Source organism: Pseudolactococcus laudensis (assembly GCF_013449735.1).
Lineage (GTDB): Bacteria > Bacillota > Bacilli > Lactobacillales > Streptococcaceae > Pseudolactococcus > Pseudolactococcus laudensis.
Genome location: NZ_JACBNY010000013.1, coordinates 41,136 through 57,803 on the forward strand (window position 1 = coordinate 41,136; position 16,668 = coordinate 57,803).

Here is a 16,668-nt window from a genome sequence, read left to right on the forward strand (position 1 = left end):
GTATCATTGGATAAGTTATCAAATGACATGGCTGGGTGTGAGGCGCAATGCGAAATTCGAATTCTTTTGGCAAAACAATGCGAAAATGGTCAGAAAAGTGCTGATTTTGTGCGAAATTGGTATTGTTTTACCAAAACAATGCCAAATCGGTAAATTCTTCTGATTTTCGCTAGGGTTATCTGTATTTAAAAAACGATTAGATAAAATATCTAATCGTTTTTTTGTGCGCTCGCTGATTGTCAGTCACTTACTTAGGGCTATTTATTTTCGTGTTTTATTTTGGTCTAAAGCGCGTTATTAAGATGTTAATGAGTATAAAATGAGCTAACGATTACAAAACTTTTAAAAAAGGTTTATTTATTGTTTTGTTTTAACAAAAAATGGTGGTATAATAATATTGTGATAAATATATTAAAAGAAAGTTTAGCAAATTTCTTGACAAGGAGTTGGTAGTATGATAAATAAAAGTTTCACCGCACATGAGGTGCACCAGAAACACAGTAAAAGTGGGCGTTTTCAGTCCATAGAAAGGAGAGGGGGTAAAAAGAATGATTAGATTAAAAAATAAGCGTGACATGAGAAAAGACGTAGGTCGTCTTTTTCGTAGTGTCATGGTGGGAGCGCTACTGCTGAATTATACCCAATCGTCAGCCTGACGGGCACTCAGCAGATTCAGGTTGCCGACAGCACGCCAGCGGCAGCGCCAGATATTCAAAAGGACATGGCCCACACCAGTCGTTACATTCAGAGTGGCGGCACGTATTCCCGTGGTCTGCGCGAGTACGTCACGGCAGCCAGTACAGACGGTGGCGTGCTGAGCTATGCGTGGTTTATTAACACGGAAGATAAATACCTCGACGACTCGGATGATGCCAGCAGCGCGATAGCGACGGATGCCAAGTTCGGCGCTCATACGTTTGGGGACGGAAACTATGACTATAAGGGGAGCTTTGGGACGCAGTCGTCGACTAGTAATATCCTCATCGCAACAACCCCAGAAACCGTCGGTACCTACTATACCTTTGTCGAAATCACCAACACGAAACAGGACGGAACACCGACAACGATACGCTCAAAACGTGCTAAACTAGACATTCGAAATGAGAATAAATTAGATAAACCCGCTGCGGCTGCCAATGTCAAAATCGCGCCTCAATTCAATTTTTCAACAGGTGCAGTAAGTAATTCTCTCGTTGGTTCAAGGAACCATTTGTGGTTTGGCGCATTTGATTCAACCTTGTTTTACTCTCAACGCTCCCTACGGTCAACTGGACAATTTGGTAATACTCTCAACTGGAATATGGAAAGCACTTTCAACGCACAACTTGAAGGACCAGGGATTTCAATGGAGTTTCAGAAAAGTTCCTATACGAATAATGAGATTGTTATAGATACGTTTTGTGTTGGACAATCATCTACTTATCAGGATATCTCGACTGTACCTGGTGCAATTTATGAAACTAGCTTTAATCATTATAGTATCGGTGATGCCGCAAGTGACGGTGATGTCTTAGCTATGACGATTGCTCCTGCTAAAATGTCTGCTGCTGATTATCCGACAGATATTCCTAATCGTTATTGGGACGGCTCATTAGGTATTAAGGAGGCGCAAGGTCTAAACAATAACCAAACTAATTTTTACTTTAATGTTAACAATGATATTGGTGATAAATTTAAAGGGACTAAAGATTTATCAACAGTTAATGCAGGGAAATATCCTTACGGTCTTAATCCAGCCTCTGAGGGGCTAGGCAATAATAGTGATTATGTCGTTCAAAATGGCATTGCTGGTAATAACTATGGGACGGATTATTTCTTTGATTTGGCAAGGTATTCTCTGTTAGGCCTCTACAAAGGAGATAGTAATCAGGTTTATCAGTATGATAAGGCCAACGCTGTTAATGAGTTGTATAATAAAACTGCTATTGTAACGAAAGCTAAGTTAACAGATAATGCCAATACTAAAAAAGTATTTACCTATGGTGGTGAAGATATCATTCAGTTCTATTCTCGTGATAATCTCAACCAAGCAGGACAAACAAGTCCTAATAAAAAACAGTTCTATTACACCGTTCCCGAAGGACAAGGGATGACTGTAGAGGCTTTCACATCCTTAGCGGTTACTAACCAAGCGAATGATAACGGGATTAACAATGTTCAGTTTAAAAAGATTGATAAACCGAATATTAGTACTGAGCAAGCATATGATGGTGGAAATACAATTACAGTCAATTCAGCTAAGGCTGACTATGCTTATGCTTTAGTTGATGTGTCTCAAGGTTATGTGGTTATCGCAAAACCGGAAATGTTTTTCAACTTCGACTATGAAGATGCAACCTATTCACCAACGGAAGTCTATAAGACGGGTGATACGCGTCCAGATGGATTTAATGTCGGTGACCCCGTCATGGTCGGCACGCCCGTGACGATTAAGAACGTAGATAACTTCCTGTCTCTAGGTGTGACTGAAGTCGCTCGAGAGCCTCACCCTACTGACCCTACTCTGGATAACATTACGATTACTTATAAATCGGATTATCGGGGTGGTGGTACGCAATTCCCAGATAATACTACTGCGATTGCTTATGATAAGGCACAGGGGACATCGGCAGGTCTTGCTAATACCGGTGGTGCAGACGGTAAAGCTGACCTGAGTGATAAAGCTACAGCAACCTTTACAGTGCCGGCTGGGACTGACTATGAAGTGGTACTACAGGTTGACACGAGTTTTGGTCTGTCAATCTCAGCTCTGGCTGCACCTGAACTTCTTAAAGTTGATTATGAGAATGAAGGTGTACTGGCTGATACTGATGATAGCTATGCTAGGCTTAACGCTATCGACTATAACTTGATGAGTGGCGGTCACTACTATGTTGGTGGTTTGAAGACGTTGGTTCAGGCGTCCAATACGCAGGCGATTAGTTTAACATCGGCTTTGGATGATACATCTTACCCTTATAATGTCGATGGTAAGCTCACCTATACCAAACACCTTGCGGATGCAACACGTATGGTCGGTGTGTCACGGACATTAGACATCAAGAAACGTCGTGACGCTTTGACGCATGGTACGACGACTGGAGATGTTCAGGTCGACTATCTTACTGAAGTTGTGAATAATGCGAGTGGTGGTAAGATTTTACTGACGACGGCTAGCGGCACTGTGGCTGTTGAGGCTAGTAATCCTATTACCTCTACTACCTTTGCTAGTCTAGGCTGGACGGGTAATGCGGATTTGGCTTTGTCTAGTCGACTTGCTGCGACAAGTGGTGATTTCAAGGGTAAAGTCAGGACGACGACGCTTGTTAAGCGTCCGGCTGCGCCGGTTCGTGCCGAGAATGAGGGTGTGAGTGTTAAGATTTCAGGTGCGGACGCTAAGTTTTCGAATAATTATAGCACAGGAACGCTTATCGTTACTGGTAAGAATGATTCCGGTCAAGCTTTGACATTATCTGAAGAAATTACTGCTAGAAGTGATTTCGATTTTAATAGTCATGCTGATGGTAATATTTATAGCTTTGTTTTTAAGGCAACGACTGATGCACCGCGCTCTCAAGTATTAGAATATGCGACACCGCTTGTCGTGTCTAAAGTTGACTTTGGTGATGTGCCTTATGGTGAGTTGGGTCCTAAGACTGCTCAGACGGGCGATACTGGTACGACAAAAAAAGCGCTGAGACTAGAAAATACAGGTGAGAATACTTATTACTTTGATGCCGTTTATGATAATAATAAGATGAAGTTTAATAACCTTGGTCTCTTTGGTTTCACGAATAAAGATTCATTTATTGGCTATGGTGGTCTTTTAGAGAAATCTTCGAGTAATGAATTTAACACTTTAGCTGGTAAGACTTCTATTGCCAAGGAAGAGGTAAATGAAAACTTTACTATCGTCTTAGGGGATGTCCTAGATTCGTCAGGGAATTGGACACCGGTGCTAACTGAAGATAATAATGATGATGTAACACCCGGGAAGTCAAATTTATCGGGTAATATTAATAAAGCGCCCGTTGGGACTTATACTTCTCGACTTAATCTTGCTTATAGTACAAGTAATGACTTGTCAGGCGCTACGACGATTTCATCTGAAGTCAAGATTAATATCGTTAAAGCCAAGTGGGCTACGCCGGTCGTTGCGACACAAGATCCGACAGTAGCGATTGGTAGTGATGCTGATAGTTATAACTATACAGTGACTAAAAATAGTTTGTCGTTTGATGTCTTGCTTGATGAAGAAGTGAGTGCGTCAACGCTAGAAGTATCAACTAATGGCACCGCTTGGGTGAAACCAACTTTGGAAAATGGTACAGGTAGCGTTTCAGTCCCTGCAGGAAAAGTGCTGAAACGTATCACTTTGACACAGGGTAGTGACGGTGCAGATATTCAGCCTGGGACGACTTATAATGTGCAGTTCCGTGTGGTTGGGGATTCAAACCATAACCAGAGTGACGTTGTGGCTAAGACTTTCTATACACGGATGGCTGAGCCGACGACTCTAAATGCTTTTGTCAATTATACGCTAGAAACACTAGTAGTCGATACTGCACATAGTGTGAAGATTGGGTCAGATACCGCAGTCTCACCAACTGGTACAAGTGTTACAGCTGCCTTTGAGCCACAAGCACTTGCGACACCAAAACTGACCTTGCATGTGACAACTTTGGCACAAGGAAATTATCCTGCGAGTGTCGCGGCTGACTTCGAGTATAGCCGTCAAGCTAAACCAACGCTATCAGTGACTGATGAGACAGTCTACAATAACCACTCGGGTGCGATTAGTGGCACAGCTACCATTGATGTTAAAAATACAAGCGGTAGTTATGGTACTTACACACCAGGTAACACGATAAACAATCTCTACTCTGGTGAATATCTTGCGAGAACGCCAGCAAGCAGTACTGCATTTGCCTCGGAAGAAGTGAAAGTCTTACTTGTGCCGGATGCTTACAATGTGCGCGTGAAATCGGCGGCTGTTCTGGACGCCTCTATTGGTAATTCGAACTATGCGCGTGAATCTGATAGTAGTCTCTACTTCAAGAAAACTGCCCCACAGGATTATAAACAAGCTTTTACTGATGCAACTTTCTCACGGATTGGCTACAACTCTCAGGCATCTGTCGCAGTTGGTTCACCGACCTTTACAACTGGTGGTGACTCAGTTGTTATGACGGATTCAGCAAGTCCGAGTGCGTACAATACAGCGCTAGATGCTTATAACAAATTCCTAGCGAGTATTGACACGGATGCAAAAGCTTTGACCCGTAAAATCACTTGGAAAATTCATGAGGCACCGACTTATACGGTTACAATTCCAGCGCTTATCAACGGCACCCTCGAGGGATCTAGCAATGATGTAACGATTAAAGCTTGGAACGGTACTAATCGGACGATTCCACTTAACAGTGTGATTAAGGTGAGTGTAGCAAGTGGTAACAGTACAGTATTAACAAATGCTGGTACGAACATGGCTTACAACTTGAAACTGGGTACTAGTGGTCCGGCACTTACTGGTAATAGTCTCGTGAAATCAATCACGTCATCAGATGCCGATGGCTTGGCAAAGACCACTGATCCTGCTGCGCAAGCATTCACAACAACCGTCACGGGTACACCGCAAGTCGCAGGTAACTATACAGGGGCGATTACATTCGAAGTTGGCTTGACTTTGCCTACGGACGAAGAATAAAGATAAAAAGTCAACTACTAACTCAAATGCAACTTAGAAAAGAAATGAAGGGGGCAGGATTTGGAAAATAAACCTGAAAACACAGACACGCTGGTTGAAACAGCGACACCAACGGGTGACAAGCGCAAGAAAAAACGCGGCTTGTTGCTACTTATCACACTACTCGTTTTACTGATTGCTGGGGGGAGCGCATTTTTCGTGAAACACCCACAGAAGTTACCTCAAACACTACAAAACGCGCTGAATTTAGACAGCGCACAAAGCGACACGAAGAAAGAAAAAGCCAGCACGCCCGGCAAACAGGAGAGCATCCAAATCAGAGGCTATCCGGATGTTCAGCTCAAGGTGAATGAGTTTTGAACACTTGGCGACTGAGAAACAGTATCTGCAAGTGACGGTGGATGCGCTCCTTCAAGAGGATGAGCAAATTCAGCTGTTGGCGATGAATGCCACCCCTGATGGGCTAGTCGGCTTGACAAATGGTAAAGATACTTTAAAGATAGAGCATCGACGTGCTGACGATGATAGTAAAATCACAACATCTAACTCAGTTATCGACATGTTCAGGTCGGGCAAAACAACGCACACTTCGGTGGTGCAGGCGTCTGACTGGGACAGCGTGTTGTCTGGTGGTGCTTTCAAGGGCAATTTCAGCTATGCTGTTAGGCTCGTGAAGGGAGGGTAGGCGATGAAGAAGAAAATCATGACTTTTCTGCTGATTCTCGCGACTTTCCTGGTGGCGGGTTTGGCGTCGGCTGATACGCTCGATGAGGGGAACGCGAACAAGATTGCTGACCTCACGGTTGAGACGGTGGTGCCTGAGAAGGTGACGGTTAAGGTCGTCATGGCAGGTGGTACTTTCAAAATCGGGGATAAGACATATCAGGAGCAAGGTTCGGTCGTTTTGCCCTATGCGAGTGACTTGACGGTAACGCCTGTCAATGAGGAAGTGACGAAAGCGGACTTAGACTTTGCCAAGGTGACACCGGTTTATCAGATAGACGCGGGTGACTTGAAGGTGTCGAAAATCCGGACGGATGGCACAATCACGCTGACTTATAAAAATGTTTTAGCCGATACACAAGAGGCAGGAGCTGCAAAAGCAATGCCTAAGACGTCGGACACAGAGCGTGTCTGGATCAGTTTAGTCGGTCTAGCGCTTGTCGTGAGCTTGTTTATTATCGCAAGCAAACGCCGTCGCTCAGATAAAGACGAGTGATAATAAAATCTGCCCCGCATGGTGTGGGCAGATTTTTTTGTTGGTTGAGTGTGGGTGTGGTGGTGGTGATGTGGTGTGGTGGTGATTGTGCTTGCCCACGTATAAGCAGTGATTTTGATACCAATTTCGCACAAAAATACGATGCGAAAACGGTAATCTTTCTGAGAAACAATACGAGATTGGTAAAAAAAAGCCGTTTGTTGTGTGAAAACGGTAATCTTTCTGAGAAACAATACGAAATTGGTAAAAAAAGCCGTTTGATGTGTGAAATCGGTAATCTTTCTGAGAAACAATACGAGATTCGTATAAAAAAGCCGTTTGATGTGCGAAAACGGTAATCTTTCTGAGAAAGAATACGAAATTGGTAAAAAAAAGCCGTTTGATGTGTGAAAACGGTAATCTTTCTGAGAAACAATACGAACTTGGTAAAAAAAAGCCGTTTGTTGTGTGAAAACGGTAATCTTTCTGAGAAAGAATACGAAATTGGTAAAAAAGCCGTTTGATGTGCGAAATCGGTAATCTTTCTGAGAAACAATACGAAATTGGTAAAAAAATGCTGTTTTTTGTGCGAAAACGGTAATCTTTCTGAGAAACAATACGAATTTCGCACACAGAATTTAAAAGCGTACTTTATGGCTGTCTTGAGTTGACATGGCGATGTATTATGGTACAATAAGGTTATATCTTAGATACAAAATCTAACACAAAGAGCTATGTAGTGGTATACATAGCTCTTTTTTTGCACTTATTTAAAGCGTGTGTCAAGGCAACTGGTCTAGATTAGTCGTCCTTGTTTGTCATCATCCTAATGATGATGCTGAGCAATACACCAGCTATGATGTCTGCTAGTATCTTAGATATAAAATCTAACATTTGAAACACCTCCTTTCTAGACCAAGAGGTGCCAAATGACATTATAACATAATAAAATCATAAAAGTTTTGTGGATATGTCAAGCGCTAAGCGATATAATAACGAAATAAACATTAAACTATATATAAAAACCACTGGAATATTTGTTTCGGTGGTTTTTGGTTTGAAAGGTTGTTTTAAAGGTTTTTTGGTCAATTTGAGGATAGGATTAGGGGTGGAATAATGAGCAAATAGGTGATTGTTGATTATTTAATTAAATGTGCAAAAAAAAGAAAAACAGGAAACAAAGTCCTGAAATTACAAGTATTTGTCCTGTTTATCTATTTTTCAAACTATATGTTTTTGGTAAAGTGGACAAGTAAGAGTTTAGATATTAGTCATAATATCATAATTTGAGTAACTATTATGGGTTATACGAGGAGGAGGTGAGATTAGATGAAAAGGTCAATTTTGGTTTTGTTATCCTCCGTGTTGTTATGCAGTTCATTACTCGTTAATGCTGAAACGACAAGTGAAGGGAAGACTGGAGCGGGTATAGAATTTTCTCAAAAGAAAATAATAAGTACACCGCGCGATCCAAGAGATCCAAGTAAGCCGTTTCCAGGGAAAAAGGGAGCCCTGACTGCTTATGAAGAAGATAATGAGCAAAATTATTCAAAAGCAACTGCAGAGAACCCCAAGCTTTTAAGCATAAATGAGGAAACAGACTTTGGTTTAAGTCATGTCCCTGCAAAGTTGTCTTTTGGACAGATTAGTGATTCAGATGGTGTTTCAGTTTACCATTCACGTGGGGATGCGGCTTTCTACGAAGATGAACTCTATCATTTGCAAATGATGGATAATCGTAGCACAGACGGCGCAAGTTGGCACATTAGTGTTCAACTCAAAGATAAAATTACTTCTGCTAGTGGGGCACACAAAGTAGAAGGCGCCATGCTCTGGATGCCGAAAGGCGAGGCGAGAAATGAGTTGAATCAAGACAGTGCGGCAGTCGACACAACAAATTTTGAAACTTTTGATGGTTATATCACAGATACAACCCCGCTAGAAATTTGGCGGACAAAAGGAAAAGCAGACACACGTGGTAAAGCAATTTCATCTTATAGCTGGGCTGCGAATGGGATGGAGCTACATATTCCCGACTACACAGATTTTTTAAATGAGAGTTATTCATTTAGCGTCATCTGGACAGCAGCAATATCACCAGAAATGTAATCGTTAATCACAATTACACATGCTTTTAAAAAGAAAAGGGAGTCATGACAAAAATAAAATTACTTTCAGCACTGGCATTAGCAGTGTTTGCAGCAAACGCAGCAACTGTTGTTGTTAGCGCAGATCCACTTTTGGATCGCTCAACAGCAGGTAGCATTGAGTTTGACAATGATACAACAACACCTGTAACACCAACAAATCCACAAAAACCAGGAACGCCATTGCCAATTGATCCAAAAGATCCAGACTATCCTAATGAACAAATTACGGGTCCTACTGGGGGGTTGTTCTTGGCTTATGCTCCAAAAAACTTCAGCTTTGGTAAGCATGAAGTAGGCGCAGCAGATATTTTTTCAGGTAAAGTATTGACCATGGAACAAATTGCAACACCATGGAATACAACAGCCTATTCTCAAGCAATAGAAGTTCATGATGGTCGGATTGATAAACATGACTGGACACTTTTAGCACAATTATCAACGTTTGACTCTGGTAAATTGACTGGCACAACAATTACAATTGAAAATGCTAAGACATCATCGGAATTCGCAAATCAAGAACCAAAATTAGTTCAAGGTGCAATAACTACGATTTCGCAAACATCATCTGTTGAATTCTTAACAGCGAATCCTCAATCAAAAGGGGACACGTCAGCTGTGTGGTATAATCCTTCTGATGTAAAAATCCATGTCCCTGCAAAAGAGATTACTAAAGGCACACACAAAGCGACAGTTGACTGGACTTTAGTAGCAGGCGCTAACTAATTTTTAAGACGAAAATATCTATTTAAAGAAAGAGGATAACAATTGTTTTTAATGCAGGACTTGTTCTTGAACTCAGTCAACGTTTGAGTGTTAATAGCCCTCCTATTCAAGTCTCAAGTGGTACGATTCGCTTTATTTCACCAAAAAAATTGCACGCAGAGATTCTAGATGCAAGTGGTAATGTTAAAAATAAAGCAACAGCAGTATTCAATACGTCTGACCAAATGGGTGGGAGAATGCGCTTTACGAACGCTACTATCCGAGGTTGGACGGATACTAATGATTCAAGATATAATCCAAACTTTACCAAAACCTTTAAGGTGCTAGAGATAAGGGAAAATAGTAGTATAGCTGATAACTCTGGTAGACTAGATAAAAATGTCTTTCCTAATACGACACGTGAATTCAAGCTGGAAGGTTCAGGTGTTGGTGAGGTCAAGATTAACTATATCGACCAGAATGGTAACAAGGTAGGCGATACCGATATGACCTTGGTCGACAATGTCAATTTCGTGGGTCAGAGTTTCAACCTTGCGACCAAAGAATTTGCCATTGATAAGATGCCCGCAGGTTATAAATGGGCGATTGATGAGCAGGTTTACTCGGGTGCGCCCCAAGGTAGTAATGGTCAGCCTGATGGCGATAGTGCTACCGACAATGATAATGGGGATAGTTTCGGTCAGGCGAATTACGCCATTGTACCAATGGATAATGAAACCTATACCTATAACATCTATGTCTATACGGATGCCAACCCAAATGTGACTTATACTTATGTTGACCCGTTTACAGGCGCAGAGATTGCATCTGATAAGGCGACGATTGGTAGTGAGCAAGTTGGTAAATTGACCCCAGCACATATTGGGAATACAATTGATTGGACGGATGCATTTTATACCCAAACGAATATCCCAACTGGTTATACTTACGTTCCAAGTAATTTATTGCCGTCAACAGTGACACAGCCTACAAAGACAACGATTACGGATGCAACAACGCCTATCGATGTGCCTATCTACATTTATGACCTGAGTTATAAGGGCGCGGTGGCGCTATCTAGTGTGCCAGACATTAACTTTGGCAGTCAGTTAATTTCGCCTAAAAGTAGAGGGAAGATGTATGCTGCTGCTTTTACAAATGAGTTAGTTGTCAATGATTACCGCCGAGCGACTAAAGATGGCTGGAATTTAACTGTTCAGCAGTCTCAGCCGTTAACTTCAACGGATAAAAAGACGGTATTAAAAGATACGCTTTTCTTCCGTGAAAAGGATGGTGGTGTATTGGCGTCATTGGAAAGTGGCGCGCCACAACTTGTCTATGAGCATCAGTCTCAATCTGGTAAAGGAATGTTGGAAACAGTCAAACCGACCAGTAATTGGTATAAGGCAGTAGACGGTGCAGGGTTCTACCTTCAAGACAATGGTAAACTTAAAGAAGGCGATTATGAAACTGTTTTAACCTGGACGCTAACAGCGGGTCCTAAGATTTAAAAAGGTGTGGGGGTGAAAATCCTCATTAATCAAAAGAGCCAAGTAAACTGGCAAGGTTTACTTGACTCTTTTTTTTCGTATTATTCGCTGCATGAATCCGAGTTTTTTCACATCAGATTTTTTTACCAAATCGGTATTCTTTTGGCAAAACAATGCGAAATTGGTAAGAAAAAGGTCGTTTTTGTGCGAAATTCGTATTGTTTTGCCAAAACAATACGAAATCGGTAAGAATCATAATGTTGTTTTACAATTTTGTGGAGAGATTTTCCTCATGGAGCGTACTCTTGGTAGAACAGTATGAGTTTGTCGGGATATATGATCGTTGTAGTTTGAGATAATACCGAGGAGTGAGCTTGAGATGTTAATCGCTCTATCAATAATATGCTTGTTCAATAGACTTTTTGATATGACAAAAAATAGTATGATTATCAATATTTTAGCACTAAGGATGATTGTTTGACTACTGCACTTGAGTAATTTTCAACTGCAAGTTTAACGCAATGGGGGTGTTTTTGTTTGATTTGAAATTTAACTAGCCCTTAAATATTTACACAAACCATACGGAACCAAAAAACTTGACAGACTATCCTAGATATGATAAACTGATAAACGATACTTTTTCATTTGGTCAAACAAAAGGAGCATGTTTTTGAGTAACTGAACCTCGGACTAACTTTCTATGGAAGTTTGCGCTAGGCGCACCGTCCTCAGTCTCTTAACATGTAGTATCCAAACTTCTTGTCGGAACTTGGCATAAGCGACCATATACCGACACACCCAAAACGAAAAAACGAAAGGAATGCTTTCAAGTTTATTATCGCTTGTTGACGTCAGTCAAAATAAACTTCTGAAAGCAAGCAAGAAATGCCTACTATTAACCAATTGGTTCGCAAACCACGTAAATCAAAAGTTGTTAAATCAACTGCTCCAGCATTGAACGTTGGTTTCAACAGCCGTAAAAAAGTTCAAACGAAAACAAACTCACCACAAAAACGTGGGGTTGCTACTCGTGTTGGTACAATGACACCTAAGAAACCCAACTCAGCTTTGCGTAAATTCGCACGTGTGCGTTTGTCAAACCTGATTGAAGTAACAGCTTATATCCCAGGTATCGGTCACAACTTACAAGAACACAGCGTGGTATTACTTCGTGGTGGACGTGTAAAAGACCTTCCAGGGGTACGTTACCATATCGTTCGTGGTGCACTTGATACTGCAGGTGTAACAGATCGTAAACAAGGCCGTTCTAAATACGGTACTAAAAAACCAAAAGCATAATCTGAAAGGAGATAAGATAAATGCGTAAAAATCGTGCACCAAAACGTGAAGTTTTGGCAGATCCACTTTATAACTCAGTCGTAGTCACTCGCCTTATCAACCGCGTTATGCTTGATGGTAAACGTGGTACTTCAGCGAGCATCGTTTACGGCGCTTTCGAACAAATCAAAGAAGCTACTGGAACAGAAGCTATCGAAGTATTTGAACAAGCAATGGAAAACATCATGCCAGTTCTTGAAGTTCGCGCTCGCCGTGTTGGTGGGTCAAACTACCAAGTCCCAGTTGAAGTACGTCCAGAACGTCGTGTAACACTTGGTTTGCGTTGGTTGGTAACAATCGCTCGCAAACGTGGTGAGCATACAATGCAAGACCGTTTAGCTAAAGAAATCATGGACGCAGCTAACAACACTGGTGCTGCAGTTAAAAAACGTGAAGACACACATAAAATGGCTGAAGCCAACCGTGCCTTCGCTCACTTCCGTTGGTAATTTCGATTTTGCGTCGGCTATGCACTCGCTTTTCTTCACTTGCGTACCTCAGTACGCGGCGATCAGAAAATCAAGCACCTAGCTCTAGCAAAATCAAAATTGCGGTAAACTTTGTCATTTCGTCAGAACAGCAAGGCGCACCAGCAATTTCTCACAAAACATCATTTAACCACGATAACATTGTGAGAACCCAACTGGGAAAAATTAAACAAAGTAACTCAAGAAAAATACTAGGTGGGCGACCTGCCTTCCTAGTATTTTTCACTCAAACATATATATTAGGAGACCTATACAATGGCACGCGAATTTTCACTTGAAAACACTCGTAACATCGGTATCATGGCTCACGTCGACGCTGGTAAAACAACAACGACTGAGCGTGTACTTTACTATACTGGTAAAATCCACAAAATTGGTGAAACCCACGAAGGGGCATCACAAATGGACTGGATGGCCCAAGAGCAAGAACGTGGTATCACAATCACATCAGCTGCAACAACAGCTGCATGGCATGACACACGTATCAACATCATCGACACACCAGGTCACGTGGACTTCACAATCGAAGTACAACGTTCACTCCGTGTTTTGGATGGTGCAGTAACTGTATTGGATGCCCAATCAGGTGTTGAACCACAAACTGAAACAGTTTGGCGTCAAGCAACTGAATATGGTGTACCACGTATCGTATTTGCCAACAAAATGGATAAAATCGGTGCAGACTTCTTCTACTCATTGTCTACACTTCATGACCGTTTGAACGCAAACGCTCACCCAATCCAAATTCCAATCGGAGCTGAAGAAGACTTCGAAGGAATCATTGACTTGGTAACAATGCGTGCCGAAGTTTATACAAATGACCTTGGTACAGATATTCTTGACGAAGAAATTCCAGAAGAATACCGTGAGCAAGCTGAAGAATGGCGTGCTAAATTGATTGAAGCTGTTGCTGATACTGATGAAGACATCATGATGAAATATCTTGAAGGCGAAGAAATCAGCGAAGCTGAATTGAAAGCTGCTATTCGTAAAGCGACAATCAACGTTGAATTCTACCCAATGCTTGCAGGTTCTGCCTTCAAGAACAAAGGTGTTCAAATGATGCTTGATGCGGTTGTTGACTACTTGCCAAGCCCAGTTGACGTGCCAGCTATCAAAGGTGTAACACCTGACGGTGAAGACACAGAACGTCCAGCTGACGATTCTGCACCATTTGCAGCTCTTGCCTTTAAAGTAATGACTGACCCGTTTGTAGGTCGTTTGACATTCTTCCGTGTTTATTCAGGTGTTTTGTCAGCTGGTTCATACGTATTAAATGCCTCAAAAGGCAAACGCGAACGTATCGGACGTATCCTTCAAATGCACGCTAACACACGTAATGAAATCAACGATGTTTACTCAGGTGACATCGCTGCCGCTGTTGGTCTGAAAGACACAACGACTGGTGACTCATTGACAGACGAAAAGAATCCAGTTATTCTTGAATCTATCGAATTCCCAGAACCAGTTATCCAAGTCATGGTTGAGCCTAAATCTAAAGCTGACCAAGATAAAATGGGTGTTGCCCTTCAAAAACTTGCTGAAGAAGATCCGTCATTCCGCGTTGAAACAAACATCGAAACTGGTGAAACACTGATCGCTGGTATGGGTGAACTTCACTTGGATATCCTTGTTGACCGTATGCGTCGTGAGTTCAACGTTGATGCCAACGTTGGTGCGCCACAAGTATCATACCGTGAAACATTCCGTGCGCCTGTCACTCAAGCCGAAGGTAAATTCGTTCGTCAATCAGGTGGTAAAGGTCAATACGGTCACGTTTGGGTTGAGTTCACACCAAATGAAGAAGGTAAAGGTTTCGAATTCGAAAACGCTATCGTTGGTGGTGTGGTACCTCGTGAATACATCCCAGCCGTTGAAAAAGGTTTGGAAGAAGCAATGCAAAATGGTGTCCTTGCTGGTTACCCACTTGTAGACGTTAAAGCAAAACTTTACGATGGTTCATACCATGATGTCGATTCGAATGAAACGGCCTTCCGTGTGGCAGCATCTTACGCTTTGAAAGCTGCAGCACCTAAAGCGAACCCAGTTATCCTTGAACCAATGATGAAAGTAACAGTTACTGTTCCTGAAGAAAATCTTGGGGATATCATGGGCCACGTAACAGCTCGTCGTGGACGTGTTGAAGGTATGGAAGCACATGGTAACAGCCAAATCGTTCATGCATTTGTACCACTTGCTGAGATGTTTGGTTATGCTACAACACTTCGTTCATCTACACAAGGACGTGGTACTTTCATGATGGTATTTGACCACTATGAAGATGTGCCTAAATCAGTACAAGAAGCAATCATCAAGAAAAATCAAGGTTAATTTTAACCAGAAAGCACGAACAATTTTAATTGTTCGTGTTTTTTTGATATAATAGAAGATGTAAGCGATGTAATGCGCAGTAACATACATTACAGATAGCTATCGCGTCAGAATTTGTTAGGAACTAACAGATTAAGTTCGGAAATGTTGGCAAACCAGAAAAACAAATCCAAAAAATGACCTGATAAATTATAGTTAGTGAAAGAGGTTGCAGTATGAAAAGAAGTGAACGATTGGTGGATTTCACCAACTATTTGTTGAATCACCCGAGACAACTCACGACCCTATCTTTTTTTAGTGAGCGATACGGTGCAGCAAAATCATCTATTTCTGAAGATTTAGTCATCATCAAACGCATATTTGATGAAACAGAAGTCGGAACAGTTGAAACATTTGCAGGAGTTTCAGGTGGGGTCATTTTCACACCAGCTATTTCTGATGACAATTCCCGCGTCATCGCAACAGAAATTGCTGACCTCATGACAGAAAGCAATCGCATTTTGCCTGGGGGGTATATCTACCTCTCGGACATCTTAGGCAGCCCAAAAAATCTCGATAAAATCGGCAAAATCATCGCCCACGAATACGTCGGCAAACAAATCGATGCGATAATGACCATTGCCACAAAGGGCATCCCCATTGCACAAGCAGTTAGTAGCATCCTAGATGTCCCGTTCGTCATCGTCAGACGCGACCCTAAAGTCACAGAAGGTGCGACCCTCAACGTCAACTATATGTCAGGCTCAAGCTCTAAAGTAGAGAATATGACCCTTTCTAAGCGCTCTCTTGCCCCAGGGCAACGCGTGCTGATTGTTGATGATTTCATGAAGGGCGGCGGTACATTGAATGGGATGAAGTCTCTGGTCCATGAGTTCGACTGTCTCCTTGCAGGGGTTGCAGTATTTGCAGAAGGACCATTTAAAGGTGAGCGCCTGATTTCTGACTATAAATCAATTTTAAAAATTGAGAGCATAGACGTCGAAAATAGATCGATTTATGTCACATTAGGGAATATTTATACAGAAAAAAACTAAAAGACAGAGCAAAAAGCTCTGTTTTTTGCTATAAATAGACATAAATAAACGTTAAAAACAGGACAAAAAAGTGTAATTTTAAGAAAAAGAGAAAAATAAACAAAAAAGTGTTGACATGTTAAGTCAGATTTGATAAGATAATAAAGTACTCAAAACGACAGGTCACGAACGAAAGAAAAGAAAATAAAAAAACTTTTCAGAAAGGTGTTGACAAGTCAAAAAAGTTTTGGTAGAATTAAATAGTTGTCTCG

General features: G+C 41.6%; 12 protein-coding genes. All 12 read left to right on the top strand.

Features of this window, described 5'->3' with window-relative positions:
• Positions 1 to 721 precede the first annotated feature (721 nt).
• The 12 genes from HZR21_RS07810 to purR all read left to right on the top strand — a co-directional run bounded on the left by HZR21_RS07810 (position 722) and on the right by purR (position 16,417).
• Positions 722 to 5,686 (top strand): hypothetical protein, encoded by a 4,965-nt coding sequence (locus tag HZR21_RS07810; protein ID WP_180747165.1) that lies wholly within the window; start codon positions 722 to 724, stop codon positions 5,684 to 5,686.
• A gap of 60 nt (positions 5,687 to 5,746) precedes the next feature.
• Positions 5,747 to 6,046, top strand: coding sequence for a hypothetical protein (locus tag HZR21_RS07815; protein ID WP_180747166.1), 300 nt, complete (start codon positions 5,747 to 5,749; stop codon positions 6,044 to 6,046).
• Entirely contained in the window at positions 6,036 to 6,371 is a 336-nt protein-coding gene (locus HZR21_RS07820; protein ID WP_180747167.1) for a hypothetical protein, read from the top strand. Before HZR21_RS07815 ends, HZR21_RS07820 begins: the two co-directional genes overlap by 11 nt.
• Before the next feature lie 3 nt (positions 6,372 to 6,374).
• On the top strand, positions 6,375 to 6,905 hold the full coding sequence (locus tag HZR21_RS07825) for an LPXTG cell wall anchor domain-containing protein (protein WP_180747168.1): 531 nt from the start codon (positions 6,375 to 6,377) through the stop codon (positions 6,903 to 6,905).
• Between the two features lie 44 nt (positions 6,906 to 6,949).
• Positions 6,950 to 7,243: a hypothetical protein gene (locus HZR21_RS07830; protein WP_180747169.1), complete on the top strand. Its 294-nt coding sequence runs from the start codon at positions 6,950 to 6,952 to the stop codon at positions 7,241 to 7,243.
• A 970-nt stretch (positions 7,244 to 8,213) separates the two neighbouring features.
• Positions 8,214 to 8,993, top strand: coding sequence for a WxL domain-containing protein (locus tag HZR21_RS07835; RefSeq protein ID WP_180747170.1), 780 nt, complete (start codon positions 8,214 to 8,216; stop codon positions 8,991 to 8,993).
• A gap of 44 nt (positions 8,994 to 9,037) precedes the next feature.
• Positions 9,038 to 9,757 carry a WxL domain-containing protein gene (locus HZR21_RS07840; protein WP_180747171.1) on the top strand — a complete coding sequence of 240 codons (720 nt, stop codon included), beginning with the start codon at positions 9,038 to 9,040 and terminating at the stop codon, positions 9,755 to 9,757.
• Positions 9,758 to 9,840: 83 nt separating this feature from the next.
• Complete coding sequence (locus tag HZR21_RS07845) at positions 9,841 to 11,247, top strand: WxL domain-containing protein (protein WP_180747172.1); 1,407 nt, start codon at positions 9,841 to 9,843, stop codon at positions 11,245 to 11,247.
• Positions 11,248 to 12,111: 864 nt separating this feature from the next.
• The gene (gene rpsL, locus HZR21_RS07850; protein WP_003140270.1) at positions 12,112 to 12,525 is read left to right on the top strand and encodes a 30S ribosomal protein S12; all 414 of its coding nucleotides are present in this window, start codon (positions 12,112 to 12,114) and stop codon (positions 12,523 to 12,525) included.
• A gap of 20 nt (positions 12,526 to 12,545) precedes the next feature.
• Positions 12,546 to 13,013 carry a 30S ribosomal protein S7 gene (gene rpsG, locus HZR21_RS07855; protein ID WP_003140269.1) on the top strand — a complete coding sequence of 156 codons (468 nt, stop codon included), beginning with the start codon at positions 12,546 to 12,548 and terminating at the stop codon, positions 13,011 to 13,013.
• A gap of 294 nt (positions 13,014 to 13,307) precedes the next feature.
• On the top strand, positions 13,308 to 15,383 hold the full coding sequence (gene fusA / locus HZR21_RS07860; RefSeq protein WP_180747173.1) for an elongation factor G: 2,076 nt from the start codon (positions 13,308 to 13,310) through the stop codon (positions 15,381 to 15,383).
• 215 nt (positions 15,384 to 15,598) lie between these two features.
• Positions 15,599 to 16,417 (top strand): pur operon repressor, encoded by an 819-nt coding sequence (gene purR, locus HZR21_RS07865; RefSeq protein ID WP_180747174.1) that lies wholly within the window; start codon positions 15,599 to 15,601, stop codon positions 16,415 to 16,417.
• The last annotated feature ends 251 nt before the right edge of the window (positions 16,418 to 16,668 follow it).

Bases quoted from the DNA above. Each gene is read 5' to 3' on its own strand.
- HZR21_RS07810 (WP_180747165.1), top strand. From the start codon at position 722: ATGGCCCACACCAGTCGTTACATTCAGAGTGGCGGCACGTATTCCCGT.
- HZR21_RS07820 (WP_180747167.1), top strand. From the start codon at position 6,036: ATGAGTTTTGAACACTTGGCGACTGAGAAACAGTATCTGCAAGTGACG.
- HZR21_RS07825 (WP_180747168.1), top strand. From the start codon at position 6,375: ATGAAGAAGAAAATCATGACTTTTCTGCTGATTCTCGCGACTTTCCTG.
- HZR21_RS07835 (WP_180747170.1), top strand. From the start codon at position 8,214: ATGAAAAGGTCAATTTTGGTTTTGTTATCCTCCGTGTTGTTATGCAGT.
- HZR21_RS07840 (WP_180747171.1), top strand. From the start codon at position 9,038: ATGACAAAAATAAAATTACTTTCAGCACTGGCATTAGCAGTGTTTGCA.
- rpsL (WP_003140270.1), top strand. From the start codon at position 12,112: ATGCCTACTATTAACCAATTGGTTCGCAAACCACGTAAATCAAAAGTT.
- rpsG (WP_003140269.1), top strand. From the start codon at position 12,546: ATGCGTAAAAATCGTGCACCAAAACGTGAAGTTTTGGCAGATCCACTT.
- fusA (WP_180747173.1), top strand. From the start codon at position 13,308: ATGGCACGCGAATTTTCACTTGAAAACACTCGTAACATCGGTATCATG.
- purR (WP_180747174.1), top strand. From the start codon at position 15,599: ATGAAAAGAAGTGAACGATTGGTGGATTTCACCAACTATTTGTTGAAT.